Source organism: Aeromonas sp. S12(2024), assembly GCF_041402305.1.
Classification (GTDB): domain Bacteria; phylum Pseudomonadota; class Gammaproteobacteria; order Enterobacterales; family Aeromonadaceae; genus Aeromonas; species Aeromonas veronii.
Genome location: NZ_JBGLRB010000005.1, coordinates 53,787 through 71,362, shown reverse-complemented (window position 1 = coordinate 71,362; position 17,576 = coordinate 53,787). Strand labels below are relative to the sequence as shown.

Genomic DNA, 17,576 nt, shown 5'->3' with positions numbered 1-17,576 from the left:
AGGGGCCCTTGTGGCCCCTGTTTCTTGTCAATTCAAGACCGAGGATACTGGACATGGCTAACGTTACTGCCGCCCTGGTAAAAGAACTGCGCGAGCGCACTGCCGCTGGCATGATGGATTGCAAAAAAGCACTGGAAGAAGCTGCTGGTGATATCGAGCTGGCAATTGAGAACATGCGCAAATCCGGTCAGGCCAAAGCCGCCAAGAAAGCGGGCCGTATCGCCGCTGAAGGCGTTATCTTTGCTCGCACCGAAGGCAACGTTGCCGTCATGATCGAGCTGAACAGCGAAACCGACTTCGTCGCCAAAGATGCCAGCTTCATGGCAATGGGCCAGAAGATCGCTGACATCGCTGCGACCCAGAAAATTGCTGACGTTGACGCGCTGAAAGCCGCTGACTTCGGTAACGGCGAATCCGTCGAGCTGACCATCACCAACCTGATCGCCAAGATCGGTGAGAACATGAACCTGCGTCGCGTGATGCTGGTTGAAGGTGACAACCTGGGTACCTACGTTCACGGTTCCCGCATTGGTGTTATCACCAAGCTGACCGGTGGTTCTGCCGAGCTGGCCAAAGATCTGGCCATGCACGTTGCAGCCAACAGCCCGCAATTCGTCAAGCCTGAAGACGTGTCTGCTGATGTCGTTGCCAAAGAGCGCGAAATTCAGATCGACATCGCCATCAACTCCGGCAAGCCGAAAGAGATCGCCGAGAAGATGGTTGAAGGCCGCATGAAGAAGTTCACCGGTGAGGTTTCCCTGACTGGTCAACCGTTCGTGAAAGATCCTTCCATGACCGTTGCCGAGCTGCTGAAGAAAGAAGGCGCTGACGTTGTCTCCTTCACCCGTTTCGAAGTGGGCGAAGGCATCGAGAAGCAAGAGACCGATTTCGCTGCTGAAGTTGCAGCCCAAATCGCGGCCGCTCAAAAGGCCTAATCGAACCGGTTTTTCCGTTTCCCCAGACCGCGACTTATGTCGCGGTCTTTATATGACCAGGAATCAGTGACATGAGTACCAATCCCAAACCTGCATACAGACGTGTTCTTCTGAAGTTGAGTGGTGAAGCCCTGCAAGGATCCGAGGGTTTCGGCATTGATCCGGCGGTGCTGGAGCGTATGGCCCAAGAGATCAAAGAACTGGTTGAGTTGGGTGTTCAGGTCGGTCTGGTCATCGGTGGCGGCAACCTGTTCCGTGGTGCCGGTCTTGCCAAAGCGGGCATGAACCGCGTGGTGGGCGACCACATGGGTATGCTGGCAACCGTGATGAACGGTCTGGCCATGCGTGATGCCCTGCATCGTGCTTATGTGAATGCCCGTCTGATGTCTGCCATCTCCCTGCAAGGCGTCTGCGACTCCTACAGCTGGGCCGAGGCAATCAGCCAGCTGCGTGCTGGCAAAGTCGTTATCTTCTCTGCCGGTACCGGCAACCCCTTCTTCACTACCGATTCTGCGGCTTGTCTGCGCGGGATCGAGATCGAAGCTGATGTGGTGCTCAAAGCCACCAAGGTTGATGGTGTATACAACGAAGATCCGGTCAAGAATCCGGATGCCGTGCTGTATCATGAACTGAGTTATGATGAAGTTCTTGAAAAAGAGCTCAAGGTGATGGATCTTGCTGCCTTTACCCTGGCACGTGACCATGATCTGCCGATCCGCGTGTTCAACATGAACAAACCGGGTGCCCTGCGCCGGGTTGTCATGGGTGAACCGGAAGGCACTCTGATCCACCACGTTGGTAAATAAGATAAAAGTGAGCCACCTGGCGCTCTTATCCTATCCATCACGTCAGTAAATAAGATAGACACGGGCCGTGTAGCGGCTCGTTCGCCAAAAGGAAAACCACTGTGATCAACGAGATTAAAAACGACGCCAAGGACCGTATGGGCAAGAGCGTAGAAGCGCTCAAGACTCAAATGTCCAAGATCCGTACCGGCCGCGCTCACCCGAGCCTGCTCGACGGCATCCAGGTTGAGTATTACGGTGCTGCCACTCCGCTGAAACAGTTGGCCAACGTCGTGGCAGAAGATGCTCGCACCCTCTCCATCTCCATCTTTGACCGCTCCATGATCCAGGCGGTAGAGAAGGCGATCCTGACCTCCGATCTGGGCCTGAACCCGTCCAGCAATGGCCAGACCCTGCGTGTGCCGCTGCCGCCGCTGACCGAAGAGCGCCGTCGTGACCTGACCAAGATCGTCCGTGCCGAAGCGGAAAATGCCCGTGTTGCCGTGCGCAACATCCGTCGTGACGCCAACGCTGATCTGAAAGCGCTGCTGAAGGACAAAGAGATCTCCGAAGACGACGACCGTCGCGCCCAGGAAGAGATCCAGAAACTGACCGACTCCTACATCAAGCTGGTCGATGAGGCCCTTGCCGTAAAGGAGAAGGAGCTAATGGAAATCTAACCGTCTGAAAGGTATATTACGAGCGCCGTGTAGTGCCCCTGCACGGCGCTTTTGTCTTTGTGGGAGAATTACATGTCGCTTTTGGCTGCGTTGGGTGATTGTGCCAACTCGTCTTTACCCCGTCACGTCGCCATCATCATGGATGGTAACGGTCGCTGGGCCCAGAACCGAGGCAAGATGCGGGTTTATGGCCACAAGGCGGGCGTCAAGTCAGTGCGCGAGGCCGTTACCTTTGCTGCGCGTGCCAAGATCGAGGCATTGACCCTGTTTGCATTCTCCAGCGAGAACTGGCGCCGCCCGGAAGGGGAGGTCAGTGCCTTGATGGAACTGTTCATCACAGTGCTGGGTCGTGAGGTGCAGAAACTGCACAACAACGGGATCCGGCTCAAGGTGATTGGCGATACTGCTCGCTTTAGTGAGCGGTTGCAGGCCAAAATCGCCAAGGCGGAAGCCTTGACCGCCAATAACAAGGGGTTGACCCTGAACATTGCAGCCAACTATGGCGGCCAGTGGGATATCGCCCAGGCGGCCCGCAAGCTGGCTAAAGCAGTGGCGGCCGGTGAACTGGCCGCTGACGACATTGATGAATCCATGTTGACCCGCGAGGTTTGCATGGCCGATCTGCCACCTGTGGACCTGTTGATCCGCACCGGTGGCGATCATCGCATCAGCAACTTTGTGTTATGGCAGCTCGCCTATGCCGAGCTCTATTTTACCCCGGTATTGTGGCCCGATTTCAACGAGGCCGAGTTCAGTGAGGCGGTCGCCTCTTTCGTTGCACGCGAGCGTCGCTTCGGTTGCACGGGTGAACAGATACGGGAATTGATCGCCGAGCAGCAGACCGGCTAAACCCCGCTCCCAAGAGAGAGGTTTCTTTTGCTAAAACAACGAATTATTACTGCTTTGATGTTGATCCCCCTGGTGTTGGGGGCGCTCTTCTTTCTGCCATTGAAATTTTTTGCCCTGTTGGCTGCGCTGGTGTTTTTGTTGGCCAGTCGCGAATGGAGTGGGTTTGTCTCTGCTGCTCCGCAGCAATGGTTACCCATCGTATTTTGTCTGTTGCTCGGTGCCAGCCTCTTTTGGCTGCCAGTGGAGCAACTCTGGACGCCTCACTTGCACCCCCTGGTGATGGGCGTGCTCTGGACCGCAGTAAGCTGGTGGTTGCTGGGTCTGCTGATGGTGCTGCGTTATCCCCAGAGCGCCAAACTGTGGAAAGAGTCTATCTGGCTCAAGTCACTGTTTGGTCTGGTGACTCTGGTTCCCTTCTTCTGGTCGCTGGTCGCCATCCGTGGTTACAACTTTTACCATGACCCCATGATGGGCGCCTGGATCCTGTTGTTCGTGATGGGACTGGTCTGGGCGGCAGATTCTGGCGCGTATTTTTTCGGCAAGGCGTTCGGTAAGCACAAGCTGGCACCGGCTGTGAGCCCGGGCAAAACCATCGAAGGGATGTGTGGCGGCCTCTTTACCGCCAGCCTGCTGGCCATCGGCGTTACCTGGTCGATGGGATTTGTTCCTGCCAAGATGATCACCGTGCTGTTTTGCTCCCTGTTGGCGGTGCTTGCATCCGTACTCGGCGATCTGACCGAGAGCATGTTCAAGCGCGAGGCGGGCATCAAGGATTCCGGCACCCTGCTGCCGGGTCATGGCGGTATTCTCGACCGGATCGACAGCCTGACCGCCGCTCTGCCGGTGTTTCTGCTCAGTTATCTGCTACTCAGTCAGGAGTTTTGATGCACAAGTCACTGGTTATTCTGGGGGCCTCCGGCTCCATCGGTCAGAGTACCTTGAAAGTGCTGCGCCATAACCCGGGCAGTTGGCAAATGTTGGCGTTGACCGCCGCCCGCAACGTGGATGCCATGTTGCGGGACTGCCTCGAATTCTCCCCCCGTTTTGCCGTGATGGTCGATGAGGATGCCGCCCGTGAACTGGCTGCCCGTCTGAAAGCGCACGGCAGTGCGACCCGGGTCATGTCTGGTGCAGCAGCCCTTTGCGATGTGGCCGCTCACCCCGACACCCATAGCGTGATGGCCGCCATCGTCGGTGCGGCCGGTCTGGCCCCGACCATGGCCGCGGTACGTGCCGGCAAGCGTATTTTGCTGGCTAACAAGGAGGCGCTGGTGATGTCCGGTGCTTTCTTCATGGAGGCGGTGCGCGAACATGGCGCCGAGCTGCTGCCCATCGACAGCGAACACAATGCCATCTTCCAGTGTCTGCCGACTGCCGTGCAGCACCAGCCCGGTTTTTGCGATCTGGCGGCGGCGGGGATCAGCAAGATTTTGCTGACCGGTTCCGGCGGCCCGTTCCGTTACACCGAGATCAGCGAGCTGGCCAAGGTGACGCCGGCGCAGGCCATCGCCCATCCCAACTGGTCGATGGGGGCCAAGATTTCGGTCGACTCTGCCACCATGATCAACAAGGGGCTGGAGTACATCGAGGCGCGCTGGCTGTTCAATGCGGCGCCCGAGCAGATCCAGGTGGTGATCCACCCCCAGTCAGTGATCCACTCCATGGTGCAGTATAAGGATGGCTCCGTGCTGGCCCAGCTTGGCAATCCGGATATGTGTACCCCCATTGCCCATGCGCTGGCTTATCCCAATCGCATCCCCTCCAGTGTGGAACCTTTGGATTTCTTCAGTGTCGGAGAGTTCAGCTTTATCCGGCCTGATTATGATCGCTATCCCTGTCTGGCGCTGGCCATCAATGCCTGCCAGAAGGGACAAGCGGCGACCACTGCGCTCAATGCGGCCAACGAGGAGGCGGTTGCCGCCTTCCTGGCCGGGCGCATCGGCTTTATGGATATTGCCCGGATCAACGAGGCCGTGATGTTGGCGCTGGAGAGCAGCACAGTCGGCTCGCTCGATGATCTGTTTGCCCTGGACGGTGCGGCAAGAGCCCGTGCTCACACTTTGATTGAGGAGCTTGGCTGATGGGCGGTGTGTTGTGGAATATCGGTGCCTTTGTTGTTGCGCTGGGCCTGCTGGTCGCGGTGCACGAGTTTGGTCACTTCTGGGTGGCCCGTCGTTGTGGCGTCAAGGTTGAGCGCTTCTCCATCGGTTTTGGCAAGGCGATCTGGCGCAGGATGGGTAAGGATGGCACCGAATATGTGCTGGCGCTGATCCCGCTCGGTGGCTACGTCAAGATGCTCGATGGCCGGGTCGATGAACTCAAGCCTGGTGACGAGCAGTATGCCTTCAACCACAAGAGTGTCTGGGCGCGGATGGCGATTGTTGCCGCGGGCCCCATGGCCAACTTCGTCTTTGCCCTGTTTGCCCTCTGGCTGATGTTTATCATCGGGGTGCCGAGCGTCAAGCCGGTGATCGGTGAAGTGCGTCCGGCATCCATCGTTGCCGAGGCGGGTGTGCTGCCGGGGATGGAGATTGTCGGGGTCGGCGATGAGCAGACCGGTGACTGGGAGAGCGTCACTTACGCTCTTATCAGCCATCTGGGTGATGATGCAGTCACCCTGAAAGTGCAGGCACCCAATACCAGCTATGCCACCGATAAAACCTTGTCGCTGACCGGCTGGACCTTCGATCCGGATAAAGAGTCGCCCATCGGCAGCTTGGGAATTGTCCCCCTGAGTGGCAAAGTGCTGCCAGTCGTCGCTGCCGTGGTGGCCAAGAGTGCCAGTGAAAAGGCGGGGCTGCAGGTCGGTGACCGTATCAAACAGGTCGGCGATCAGCCTATTACCGCGTGGGCCCAGTTTGTCGAGCTGGTGCAGCAGGCTCCGGGCGAACCCCTGCAAGTGGTGGTTGAGCGCAACAACAGTGATCTCAACGTGACCCTGACCCCGGATAGCCGCAAGGTGCAGGGCAAGCTGGTAGGATTCGTCGGTCTCTCGCCGCAACTGGTTCCATTACCGGATGAATATCGAATTCTGTTACAGTATGGGCCTTTGCAGGCGCTGTGGCATGGCGCGGACAAGACCTGGAGCCTGATCACGCTCACCTTTGACATGATTGGCAAGTTGATCGGTGGCATCGTGTCGCTGGACAACCTGAGCGGCCCCATCTCCATTGCCAAGGGCGCCGGCAGCAGTGCCGACTATGGTCTGGTCTATTTCTTGAGTTTTCTGGCGCTGATCAGCGTCAACCTGGGAATTATCAATCTGTTCCCCCTGCCGGTGCTCGATGGTGGCCATCTGGTCTATTTCCTGATCGAAGCGGTCACCGGCAAGCCGGTATCAGAGAAAATACAGGAAGTGGGTTTCAGGATCGGCGCCGCCATTCTGATGTTATTGATGGGCATTGCGCTGTTTAACGATTTCGCTCGCCTCTGAGGCCAGAGCATCAACAAGGACACATAAGAACAAAATGGCTGTTAAAAAAGCATTGGTGTTGAGTTGCCTGCTGGGTGCCAGTTTCCTGGCCCAGGCGGCCCCTGCCTCTTTTGTGGTGCAAGATATCCAGGTCGAAGGTCTGCAACGGGTGACCCTGGGTGCCGCACTGTTGAACCTGCCGATCCGGGTCGGTGATACCGTCGATTCTGTGGCTCTGGCCAGCGCCATCAAAAAGCTCTATGCCTCGGGTAATTTCGAGGATGTGAAGGTTTACCGTGACGGTCAGGTGCTGCAGGTGATGGTCAAGGAGCGTCCGACCATCTCCAGCATCGAGTTTGCCGGCAACAAGGATATCAAAGAGGAGCAACTGACCCAGAGTCTGGAGTCCTCCGGTATCCGTGTGGGCGATCCGCTGGATCGCACCGTGCTCACCTCCCTCGAGAAGGGACTGGAAGATTTCTACTATGGCGTGGGTAAATACTCCGCCAAGGTCAAGGCCATCGTCACCCCGTTGCCGCGCAACCGGGTCGATCTCAAGTTCACCTTCGTGGAAGGGGAAGCGGCCAAGATCCAGCAGATCAACATCGTCGGCAACAGCGTCTTCCCTGAAGAGAAGCTGATTGCCCAGCTCTCCCTGCGCGACGAAGTGCCCTGGTGGAACTTCACCGCCGATCAGCGCTATCAGAAGCAGAAACTGGCCGGTGATATCGAGACCCTGCGCTCCTACTACATGGACCGCGGCTATATCCGCTTCCAGCAGGAGTCTACCCAAGTCTCTATGACTCCCGACAAGAAGGGCGTCTACGTCACCCTCAACATCAAGGAAGGGGATCAGTACAAGGTCTCCGGTGTCCAGCTCAAGGGTGACCTGATCGATCGCGGTGGCGAGATGAAGGGATTGATCCCGATCGCTGCCGGCAGCACTTACTCTGCCAGTCAGGTGACTCATACCGAAGAGGTGCTCTCCAAGTTCCTCGGCCGTTACGGCTACGCCTATCCGAAAGTGGTCACCTTCCCGCAGATCAATGACAAGACCAAGGAAGTGGAGCTGATCGTCAACGTTGAGCCTGGCCCCCGTGTCTATGTGCGCAATATCAACTTCAGCGGTAACGCCACCACCGAAGACCAGGTGCTGCGTCGCGAGATGCGCCAGATGGAGGGCACCTGGCTCTCCTCCGACAACATCGAGCAGTCCAAGAGCCGTCTCAACCGCCTTGGCTATTTCGAGAGCGTCGAAGTGGACACCAAGCGGGTGCCGGGCAACGATGACCTGGTTGACCTCGACTTCAAGGTCAAGGAGCAGCCAGCAGGCTCCATCAACGCAGGTATCGGTTACGGTACCGAATCGGGTCTGAGCCTACAGGCGGGGATCTCCCAGGACAACTTTATGGGTACCGGTAAAAAGGTCTCCATCAACGCCAGCACCAACGACTACTCCAAGAACGTTGACCTGAGCTACAACGACCCCTACTTCACCGTGGATGGTGTCAGCCTGGGTGGTCGGGTCTACTACAACCAGTTCCGCGCCGATGATGCCGATATCGTTGATTACGAGAATGAAACCATCGGTTTCCGTCTCTCCAGCGGCTTCCCGGTCAACGAGTTCAACCGTCTCGACTTCAGTACCGGTATCGAGAGCACCAAGCTGAGCCGTCCGTCATTCAATGCCCAGAACTATCAGGAGTGTCTGAAGGACAATCCGGATACTGATGGCAATACCTACTGCTGGGATCAGTGGAATGATAACCGCCAGTCGGTACAGATGGATCAGTTCTGGAATGCTTACTCACAGGATGGTTCCAACCTCGACTTTGTGACCGTTGATGTCACCGCTGGCTGGACCCGCTCTACCCTGAACAAGGGGATGTTCCCGACTTCTGGCGATCGTCAGCGTATCAACGCCAAGGTGACCGTGCCGGGCATGGAGCTGCAGTACTACAAGCTCTCTGCCGAAGATGCCCACTACTTCCCGCTCGATGCGGATCATAGCTGGGTTATGATCGGCAAGGGTCGTGTCTCCTACGGTAACGGCTATGGCGATGACTCCATGCTGCCGTTCTTCGAGAACTACTATGCCGGTGGTTTCGATACGGTACGTGGCTTCAAGAGCAATACCATTGGTCCCAAGGCGATCTACAAGACCTACAACAAGCCGGGTGCTGGCAGTTGCACTGGTTCTCAGCCGTGTGAAACTGGCTACTATGAAGGTTCCGACACCTCGGTGGGGGGTAACGCTCTGGCCGTCGCCTCACTGGAGCTGGTCTTCCCGACCCCGTTCGTCTCCGAGACCTATCGTCCGCAGATCCGTTCAACCGTCTTTATGGACGCAGGTACCGTCTGGAGCACTGATTTTGCCAACGGGGCATATCCTTGCGCCGCCGGTTCTGATTGCAACTATCTGAGCCAGGACTACTCCAACCCGGGCAATATCCGGGTCTCTGCCGGTGTCTCCCTGCAGTGGCTCTCGCCGATGGGCCCGCTGGTGTTTGCCCTGGCCAAGCCGATCAAGAAATACGAAGGGGATCGCACCGAAGTCTTCTCCTTCAACATCGGTCGTACTTTCTAAGCAGAATTTCGCCCCCACCCATGCGGTGGGGGTCTTCAATGATGGGACGCGCGGTATGCGTGCCTCACCAGGTAACAAGACGGTCCTAACGCCGCTTGCATAATCGGGTAAATCAGGTAGCCCTCGCCATGAGGGAACAAGGAGTAAGTGTGAATAAAGCGTTGAAAGTAGCTGGTTTGAGCTTTGCACTGATGGCTGCCGGCATGGGTTCTGCCTTCGCTGAGACCAAGATCGCCGTGGTTGATATGGGCGAAGTCTTCCAAAAGCTGCCCCAGCGTGAAGCCGTTGCAGCCAAGCTGAAAGGCGAATTCGAGCCGCGCATGCGTGAGCTGCAGAAGTTGGAACAGGAAGGCCAGAAGCTGGTCGAAAAGTTCCGCAAGGATGAAGCCTTCATGAGCGCCGAGCAGAAGAAGCAGAACCAGGAGAAGCTGGCCAAGCTGCAGATGGAGTTCAACCAGAAGCGTCAAGCCTTTGAGCAGGACAACGGCCGCCGTCAGTCCGAAGAGCGCAACAAGATCCTGACCAAGGTGCAGGCTGCCATCGATTCCATCGCCAAGAGCAATGGTTACGATCTGGTGCTGGAGCGCAATGCCGCCCCGTATGCCGCCAGCAAACTGGACATCTCCGGCCAGGTTATTTCTCAGGTAAGCAAGAGCAACTAATTGATGGCATTCACTCTCGCACAGCTGGCCCAGCAACTGGGGGCCCAGGTCCATGGCGACGGAACCCTGGAAATCCGCAAGGTAGCGACACTGGAAAAGGCCGGGGAGGGGGATATCACCTTCCTGTCCAACAAGAAGTACCGGCACTATCTGGAGCAGAGCAAGGCGACCGCCGTGCTCATTACCGAAGCGGATCTGCCATTTTGTCCCACCAATGCCCTGGTGCTCAAAGACCCCTATGTGGGCTTTGCCCGGGTAGCCCAACTGCTGGACACTACCCCGCAGCCGGCCACGGATATTCATCCGAGTGCCGTTATCGCGGCTGACGTGCAACTGGGCGAGAGAGTGGCCATCGGTGCCAATGCAGTGATCGAATCCGGCGTCGTGCTGGGTGACGATGTACGCATTGGCCCGGGCTGTTTTGTTGGCAAAAATACCCGGCTGGGAGCCCGCTCCCGGCTGTGGGCCAACGTAACCCTCTATCACAATGTGACCATGGGTACCGACTGTCTGGTTCAATCCGGCACAGTGATCGGGGCCGATGGTTTCGGTTACGCCAACGAGCGTGGCGAGTGGATCAAGATCCCCCAGCTCGGCGGTGTGACCATTGGCAACCGGGTCGAGATCGGTGCCTGTACCACCATTGACCGCGGTGCGCTGGAAGATACCCGCATTGCTGACAACGTCATCATCGACAACCAGTGCCAGATCGCCCACAACGTGGAGATCGGTTACGGCACCGCCGTGGCGGGCTCTACCGTGATGGCTGGTAGTCTCAAGGTCGGCAAATACTGTATCATTGGCGGCGCTTCCGTCTTTAACGGGCATATGGAGATCTGCGACCAGGCCACCGTCACCGGTATGGCCATGGTGATGCGACCCATTACCGAGCCCGGTGTCTACTCTTCCGGCATCCCTCTGCAAACCAATAAAGAGTGGCGCAAGACCGCCGCCCGGGTGATGCGTATCGAAGAGATGCACAAGCGGTTAAGCAAGCTTGAGAAGAAGCTGGATCAAGAATAATCACGATTGGTATAGGGTACTGTTTTGACTACTGAAAAGAAGAGCCTGGGTATCCAGGAAATCATGGATCTGCTGCCCCACCGTTATCCGTTTCTGATGGTGGATCGTGTAGACGACTACGAGATCAGCGATGAGCGCAAAACCCTGCGCGCCATCAAGAACGTCTCGTTCAACGAGCCGATCTTCCAGGGGCACTTCCCGGCCAAGCCGGTGTTCCCGGGCGTACTGATCCTGGAAGCGATGGCACAGGCCACCGGTATCCTGGCCTTTACCATGGTGGGCAAGCCGTCTCCCAACGAACTCTACTATTTTGCCTCAATCGACAACGCTCGCTTCAAGCGTCCGGTCGGCCCCGGTGACCAACTGGTGCTCGACGTGGAGTTCCTGAAAGAGCGTCGCGGTATTGCCAAGTTCACCGGTGTCGCCACCGTCGACGGTGAAGTGGTCTGTACCGCCGAGCTGATGTGCGCCAAACGCGAGGTTTAACACACGTGATCGACCAGACTGCCATCATTCACGATACTGCCATCGTCCATGAGTCTGCCGTGATCGGTAAAGGGGTTGAAATCGGCCCCTTTTCTGTCATCGGCGCCGAGGTGGAAATCGGTGACAACACCTGGGTAGGTTCCCATGTGGTGATCAAGGGCCCGACCAAGATTGGTCGCGGCAACAAGATCTTCCAGCACACCTCCATCGGTGAGGATTGCCAGGACAAGAAGTACGCCGGTGAGCGCACCTTCCTCGAGATCGGCGACAACAACGTCATTCGCGAGAACTGCACCTTCCACCGTGGCACCATTCAGGATCAGAGCCTGACCAAGGTGGGCAGCGGTAACCTGTTCATGGTCAACGTTCACGTTGCCCATGACTGCATCATCGGTGACAACTGCATCTTCGCCAACAACGCGACCCTGGCGGGCCACGTGGTGATCGGTGACTTCGTGATCTTCGGTGGTCTCTCCGCTATTCATCAGTTTGGCCGCGTCGGCTCCCACGCCTTCGTCGGTGGCTGCGCCGCCCTGAACAAGGATGTGCCGCCTTACGTGATGGCCGCCGGCAACTACGCCAAGCCGTTCGGGGTTAACTCCGAAGGTCTGCGTCGCCGCGGTTTCAGCGCCGAGGCCATCTCTGCCGTCAAGCGTGCCTACAAAGAGATCTTCCGTTCCGGCAAGACCATCGAAGAGGTGCTGCCGGTGCTGATCGAGATGGCGCAAGCCGAACCGGCCGTCCAGCTCTATGTGGACTTCCTCAAAGATAACGAGCGCGGGATCATCCGTGCCTGATCCGGTTCGTATCGGTATCGTCGCCGGAGAGGTCTCCGGCGACATTCTGGCTGCCGGTCTGGTGCGCGAGCTGCAGGCCCGTTACCCGGATGCGCAGTTCGAAGGGATCGCCGGGCCGCGGATGCAGGCCCTCGGCGTCAAGGCCTTGTTCGAGATGGAAGAGCTCTCCGTCATGGGGATCACCGAGGTGCTGGGCCGTCTGCCGCGTATCCTCAAGGTTCGTCGCGAACTACTGCGCCACTTTATTGCCAATCCGCCCGATATCTTCATCGGCGTGGATGCACCGGATTTCAATATCGGAGTGGAGCTGAAACTGCGCCGCGCCGGTATCAAGACGGTTCACTATGTCAGCCCCTCGGTGTGGGCCTGGCGCCAGAACCGCATTCACAAGATCAAGGCCGCTACCGACATGGTGCTCGCCTTCCTGCCGTTCGAGAAAGCCTTCTACGACCGTTTCGACGCCCCTTGCCGTTTTGTCGGTCACACCATGGCGGATGATATTCCGCTGGTGCCGGATCAGGCTGCTGTGCGTCGCAATCTCGGTATCGATGCCAATCGCCGCTGGCTGGCAGTGCTGCCGGGCAGCCGCACCGCAGAAGTGGGCTTTATGTCCCCCCTATTTCTCGAAGCGTGCAAACACCTGACGGTGCGCTATCCGGATCTCGGCTTCATCGTGCCGCTGGTCAACCAGAAACGGCGCGAGCAGTTTATGGCCATCAAGGCCGAGGTAGCGCCGGGTCTCGACATGGTGCTGCTGGAAGGGCAGGGCCGCGAGGCGATGATCGCCGCCGACGTGGTGATGCTCGCCTCCGGCACCGCAGCGCTCGAAGCCATGCTGGTGAAAAAGCCGATGGTGGTGGGCTACAAGCTCAAGCCCTTCAGCTACTGGCTGGCCCAGCGGCTGGTGAAGACCGAATTTGTCTCTCTGCCCAACCTGCTGGCCGGTCGCATGCTGGTGCCGGAACTCATCCAGCACGAGTGCACCCCGGAGAATCTGGTGGAAGAGGTGAGCAAGTACTTCGAGCACGACAACAGTGCACTGGTCAACACCTTCACCGAGCTGCACCAGCTGATCCGCTGCAATGCCGACTCGCAGGCTGCCGATGCGGTGGCGGATCTGCTCGGCAGATAACGCTATTTCGGACCGTCGATTGCGCCGAGCTACCCGTAGATTCGTTTTCGAGCGGTGATACCGCGCCAGTCGACCCCTGTCAGGCCCCACGGGGCCTGTTTTGATTCAAGGCTACAAGATGATGATCGATATTCCTGACGACAAGCTGGTTGCCGGTGTGGACGAAGTGGGCCGTGGCCCCCTGGTGGGTGACGTGGTCACCGCTGCGGTCATTCTCGATCCCGCCAATCCGATCGCGGGGCTCAACGACTCCAAGAAGCTCTCCGAGAAGAAACGTCTCGCTCTGTTTGATGAGATCAAAGAGAAGGCACTTGCCTTCGCCATCGGCCGCGCCACTCCGGAGGAGATCGACGAGCTCAACATCCTGCATGCCACCATGCTGGCGATGCAGCGCGCCGTGGCGGGGTTGAAGGTCACCCCCGAGCTGGTCTTTATCGATGGCAACCGCTGCCCTGCATTGCCGATGGAAGCGCGCGCCGTGGTCAAGGGCGATAGTCTGGTGGCCGCCATCAGTGCCGCTTCGATCCTCGCCAAGGTGACCCGCGACGGCGAGATGACCGAGCTGGACAGCCGCCATCCCGAGTACGGCTTTGCCCGTCACAAGGGTTATCCGACTGCGGAGCACCTCGCCATTCTGGCCGAGCGTGGCCCGTTGCCCGAATATCGCAAGAGCTTCAAACCGGTGCGCCGCGCACTGGGGATCGAGTAGACCATGCCATTTAGTTTGAGCAGCGAGAGGAGATGACGATGGCTGACCCCCGTTTTATCCACCTGCGAGTCCACTCCGACTTCTCCATGGTCGATGGCCTGCAGAAGATCAACCCCATTGTCGGGGCTGCCGCGGCCAACAACATGCCGGCGCTGGCGCTGACCGATCAGATGAACATGTGCGGTCTGGTGCGCTTCTATGGCGTGGCCCACGGCAAGGGGATCAAGCCCATCGTCGGGGCCGACTTCTGGGTGCAGAGCGATGAGCTCGGCGACGAGCAGTTCCGTCTCACCCTGCTAGCCATGGATAACGACGGCTACCAGAACATCACCCTGCTTATTTCCCGCGGTTACCAGCGCGGCCACGTACAGGGGCGGCCGGTCATCGACAAGAGCTGGCTCGCCGAGCATGCCAAGGGGGTGATCGTCCTCTCCGGCGGGCGCGAGGGGGATGTGGGCAAGTTCCTGCTCAAGGGCAACCGGCAGATGACCGAGCAGTGCGTCGCCTTCTATCAGACCCACTTCCCCGATGCCTACTACCTCGAGCTGCTGCGTACCGGTCGACCCGACGAAGAGGTCTACCTGCACATGGCGGTGGCCATCGCCACCGAGTTCGAGCTGCCGGTAGTGGCCACCAACGAGGTGGTGTTCCTCAACGCCGATGATTTTGACGCCCACGAGATCCGGGTCGCCATCCACGATGGCTATACCCTGATGGACAAGCGCCGTCCCCGTCGCTACAGCCCCCAGCAGTATCTGCGCAGCCAGGAGGAGATGTGCGAGCTCTTTGCCGACATCCCCGAGGCGCTCGAGAATACGGTGGAGATCGCCAAGCGCTGCAACGTGACGGTGCGTCTCGGCGAATATTTCCTGCCCAACTTCCCGACCGGCGACATGACCACCGAAGATTTTCTGGTGGCCAAGTCGAAAGAGGGTCTGGAGGAGCGTCTCGAGTTCCTGTTCCCGGATCCGGCGGTGCGGGCCGAGCGTCGTCCCGAGTATGACGAGCGTCTCGATATCGAGCTGAAAGTAATCAACCAGATGGGCTTCCCGGGTTACTTCCTCATCGTGATGGAGTTTATCCAGTGGTCCAAGGACAACGGCATCCCCGTTGGCCCGGGCCGTGGATCCGGTGCCGGCTCTCTGGTGGCCTACGCCCTCAAGATCACCGACCTCGACCCGCTGGAATTTGACCTGCTGTTCGAACGTTTCCTCAACCCCGAGCGGGTATCCATGCCCGACTTCGACGTCGACTTCTGCATGGATCGACGGGATGAAGTGATCGAGCACGTTTCCGACATGTATGGCCGAGAGGCGGTGTCGCAGATCATCACCTTCGGCAGCATGGCGGCCAAGGCGGTGGTGCGAGACGTGGGCCGGGTGCTGGGCCACGCCTACGGCTTTGTGGATCGCATCTCCAAGCTCATTCCGCCGGATCCGGGCATGACGCTCGCCAAGGCATTCGAGGCCGAGCCCAAGCTGCCCGAGCTCTACGAGCAGGATGAGGAGGTCAAGGACCTCATCGACATGGCCCGCCGCCTGGAAGGGGTAGTGCGCAACGCCGGTAAACACGCCGGTGGCGTGGTGATCGCACCCACCAAGATCACCGACTTTGCGCCGCTCTACTGCGATGATGAGGGCCATCACCCGGTCACCCAGTTTGACAAGAACGACGTGGAATACGCCGGTCTGGTGAAGTTCGACTTCCTGGGTCTGCGCACTCTCACCATCATCGACTGGGCGCTCGGTATGATAAACCCGCGTCTTGCCAAAGAGGGCAAGCCGCCGGTCGATATCGCCGCCATCCCCATCGATGACAAGAAGTCGTTCGACCTGCTGCAGCGCTACGAGACCACAGCGGTATTCCAGCTCGAATCTCGCGGTATGAAGGATCTCATCAAGCGGCTGCGTCCCGACTGCTTCGAAGACATGATCGCACTGGTGGCCCTGTTCCGACCGGGCCCGCTCCAGTCAGGCATGGTGGATAACTTCATCGACCGCAAACACGGTAATGAAGCGATCTCCTATCCGGACGAGAAGTGGCAGCACGAGAGCCTCAAGCCCATCCTCGAACCCACCTACGGCATCATCCTCTATCAGGAGCAGGTGATGCAGATTGCCCAGACCCTGGCGGGTTATACGCTGGGTGGCGCGGATATGCTGCGCCGTGCCATGGGTAAGAAAAAGCCCGAGGAGATGGCCAAGCAGCGGGCCGGTTTCGAGGAGGGCGCCGTCAAGAATGGCGTCGACGGCGAGCTGGCGATGAAGATCTTCGATCTGGTGGAGAAGTTTGCGGGCTACGGCTTCAACAAATCCCACTCCGCCGCCTATGCGCTGGTCTCCTACCAGACCCTCTGGCTCAAGACCCACTTCCCGGCCGAGTTCATGGCGGCGGTGATGACCGCCGATATGGACAACACCGACAAGATCGTGACCCTGGTAGATGAGTGTCAGCGGATGGGGCTCACCGTGATCCCGCCGGATGTGAACACTGGTCGCTATCGCTTCTCGGTCAACGAAGATGGCCATATCGTCTACGGGATCGGGGCGGTGAAAGGGGTCGGTGAAGGCCCCATCGATGCGATCTTGAGCGCCCGGGATCAGGACGGCCCGTTCCGCGATCTGTTCGACTTCTGCAACCGGGTCGACATCAAGAAGCTCAACAAGCGGGTGATGGAGAAACTGATCCTCTCTGGCGCCATGGATCGACTTGGCCCTCACCGCGCAGCGCTGATGGCGACCCTGGAGGAGGCGATGCGTGCCGCCGAGCAGCACGCCAAGGCGCAGGCGGTGGGGCAGGTCGACATGTTCGGCGTGCTCACCGAAGAGATTGACGACGTCAAGAAGGCGTTTGCCAACGTGCCGCACTGGCCTGACAAGGTGTGGCTGGAAGGGGAGCGCGAGACTCTCGGGCTCTATCTCACCGGCCACCCCATCAACCAGTACAGCAGCGAATTGCGTCGTTATACCTCGGGTCGCTTGTGCGATCTGCATCCCACCTCCCGCGATACCGTGACCACGGCGGCGGGGCTGGTGATTGCGGCCCGCAGCATGGTGACCAAGCGTGGCAATAAGATGGGGATCTTCACCCTGGACGACCGTTCCGGTCGCCTCGATGTGACCCTGTTCAGTGAAGCGCTGGAAAAATATGAAGAATTGATGCAAAAAGACCGCATTTTGGTGGTTTCTGGACAGGTCAGCTTTGATGACTTCTCCGGTGGCCTTAAAATGTCGGCTCGAGAATTACTGGATATCAACGATGCGAGGGAGCGTTTTGCCAGAGCAATCCGCATCTCCCTCGATGAACAGCGGATTGATGATCGCTTTTTCCCGCGTTTGTGCGAGATTTTGGAGCCCGCCCGTGCCGGAGTCTGTCCGGTTCAGGTAAACTATCGTCGCCCCGGCTCCCGGGTGCGATTGACGCTCGGTACCGAGTGGCGGGTGACGCCCACCGATCAACTGATAGATGACTTGCGAGTCCTGCTTGGACGAGAGCGGGTTGAATTGGTTTTTGATTAGA

At 58.5% G+C, this 17,576-nt stretch carries 15 protein-coding genes; all 15 read left to right on the top strand.

Annotation, left to right across the window (positions count from 1 at the left end; translation table 11 throughout):
• Positions 1-53 precede the first annotated feature (53 nt).
• The 15 genes from tsf to dnaE all read left to right on the top strand — a co-directional run bounded on the left by tsf (position 54) and on the right by dnaE (position 17,575).
• On the top strand, positions 54-935 hold the full coding sequence (gene tsf / locus ACB035_RS06595; RefSeq protein ID WP_042058435.1) for a translation elongation factor Ts: 882 nt from the start codon (positions 54-56) through the stop codon (positions 933-935).
• 71 nt (positions 936-1,006) lie between these two features.
• Entirely contained in the window at positions 1,007-1,741 is a 735-nt protein-coding gene (pyrH, locus tag ACB035_RS06590; RefSeq protein WP_005338577.1) for a UMP kinase, read from the top strand.
• A gap of 101 nt (positions 1,742-1,842) precedes the next feature.
• Positions 1,843-2,400, top strand: coding sequence for a ribosome recycling factor (frr, locus tag ACB035_RS06585; RefSeq protein WP_005338576.1), 558 nt, complete (start codon positions 1,843-1,845; stop codon positions 2,398-2,400).
• Between the two features lie 72 nt (positions 2,401-2,472).
• Positions 2,473-3,249 (top strand): polyprenyl diphosphate synthase, encoded by a 777-nt coding sequence (gene uppS / locus ACB035_RS06580; protein WP_005338574.1) that lies wholly within the window; start codon positions 2,473-2,475, stop codon positions 3,247-3,249.
• A gap of 27 nt (positions 3,250-3,276) precedes the next feature.
• On the top strand, positions 3,277-4,134 hold the full coding sequence (locus ACB035_RS06575) for a phosphatidate cytidylyltransferase (RefSeq protein WP_216951880.1): 858 nt from the start codon (positions 3,277-3,279) through the stop codon (positions 4,132-4,134).
• Positions 4,134-5,330 (top strand): 1-deoxy-D-xylulose-5-phosphate reductoisomerase, encoded by a 1,197-nt coding sequence (ispC, locus tag ACB035_RS06570; protein ID WP_371166943.1) that lies wholly within the window; start codon positions 4,134-4,136, stop codon positions 5,328-5,330. The genes ACB035_RS06575 and ispC overlap by 1 nt, the downstream gene beginning before the upstream one ends.
• On the top strand, positions 5,330-6,682 hold the full coding sequence (gene rseP, locus ACB035_RS06565) for a sigma E protease regulator RseP (protein WP_005338567.1): 1,353 nt from the start codon (positions 5,330-5,332) through the stop codon (positions 6,680-6,682). The genes ispC and rseP overlap by 1 nt, the downstream gene beginning before the upstream one ends.
• 34 nt (positions 6,683-6,716) lie before the next feature.
• Positions 6,717-9,248 (top strand): outer membrane protein assembly factor BamA, encoded by a 2,532-nt coding sequence (gene bamA / locus ACB035_RS06560; RefSeq protein WP_021229212.1) that lies wholly within the window; start codon positions 6,717-6,719, stop codon positions 9,246-9,248.
• A 149-nt stretch (positions 9,249-9,397) separates the two neighbouring features.
• On the top strand, positions 9,398-9,910 hold the full coding sequence (locus tag ACB035_RS06555) for an OmpH family outer membrane protein (RefSeq protein ID WP_005338563.1): 513 nt from the start codon (positions 9,398-9,400) through the stop codon (positions 9,908-9,910).
• Between the two features lie 3 nt (positions 9,911-9,913).
• The gene (lpxD, locus tag ACB035_RS06550) at positions 9,914-10,933 is read left to right on the top strand and encodes a UDP-3-O-(3-hydroxymyristoyl)glucosamine N-acyltransferase (protein ID WP_005338561.1); all 1,020 of its coding nucleotides are present in this window, start codon (positions 9,914-9,916) and stop codon (positions 10,931-10,933) included.
• A 24-nt stretch (positions 10,934-10,957) separates the two neighbouring features.
• A complete protein-coding gene (gene fabZ / locus ACB035_RS06545; protein WP_005338559.1) occupies positions 10,958-11,419 on the top strand; it encodes a 3-hydroxyacyl-ACP dehydratase FabZ in 462 nt (153 codons plus the stop codon).
• 5 nt (positions 11,420-11,424) lie between these two features.
• Positions 11,425-12,216 (top strand): acyl-ACP--UDP-N-acetylglucosamine O-acyltransferase, encoded by a 792-nt coding sequence (gene lpxA, locus ACB035_RS06540; RefSeq protein WP_005338557.1) that lies wholly within the window; start codon positions 11,425-11,427, stop codon positions 12,214-12,216.
• On the top strand, positions 12,209-13,348 hold the full coding sequence (lpxB, locus tag ACB035_RS06535) for a lipid-A-disaccharide synthase (protein ID WP_040098041.1): 1,140 nt from the start codon (positions 12,209-12,211) through the stop codon (positions 13,346-13,348). The genes lpxA and lpxB overlap by 8 nt, the downstream gene beginning before the upstream one ends.
• 118 nt (positions 13,349-13,466) lie before the next feature.
• Entirely contained in the window at positions 13,467-14,057 is a 591-nt protein-coding gene (gene rnhB / locus ACB035_RS06530; protein ID WP_371166942.1) for a ribonuclease HII, read from the top strand.
• Positions 14,058-14,095: 38 nt separating this feature from the next.
• A complete protein-coding gene (dnaE, locus tag ACB035_RS06525) occupies positions 14,096-17,575 on the top strand; it encodes a DNA polymerase III subunit alpha (protein WP_371166941.1) in 3,480 nt (1,159 codons plus the stop codon).
• Position 17,576: the final 1 nt, after the last annotated feature.

Coding starts and splice junctions, on each gene's coding strand:
- tsf (WP_042058435.1), top strand. CDS start 54: ATGGCTAACGTTACTGCCGCCCTGGTAAAAGAACTGCGCGAGCGCACT.
- pyrH (WP_005338577.1), top strand. CDS start 1,007: ATGAGTACCAATCCCAAACCTGCATACAGACGTGTTCTTCTGAAGTTG.
- uppS (WP_005338574.1), top strand. CDS start 2,473: ATGTCGCTTTTGGCTGCGTTGGGTGATTGTGCCAACTCGTCTTTACCC.
- ispC (WP_371166943.1), top strand. CDS start 4,134: ATGCACAAGTCACTGGTTATTCTGGGGGCCTCCGGCTCCATCGGTCAG.
- rseP (WP_005338567.1), top strand. CDS start 5,330: ATGGGCGGTGTGTTGTGGAATATCGGTGCCTTTGTTGTTGCGCTGGGC.
- bamA (WP_021229212.1), top strand. CDS start 6,717: ATGGCTGTTAAAAAAGCATTGGTGTTGAGTTGCCTGCTGGGTGCCAGT.
- lpxD (WP_005338561.1), top strand. CDS start 9,914: ATGGCATTCACTCTCGCACAGCTGGCCCAGCAACTGGGGGCCCAGGTC.
- rnhB (WP_371166942.1), top strand. CDS start 13,467: ATGATGATCGATATTCCTGACGACAAGCTGGTTGCCGGTGTGGACGAA.
- dnaE (WP_371166941.1), top strand. CDS start 14,096: ATGGCTGACCCCCGTTTTATCCACCTGCGAGTCCACTCCGACTTCTCC.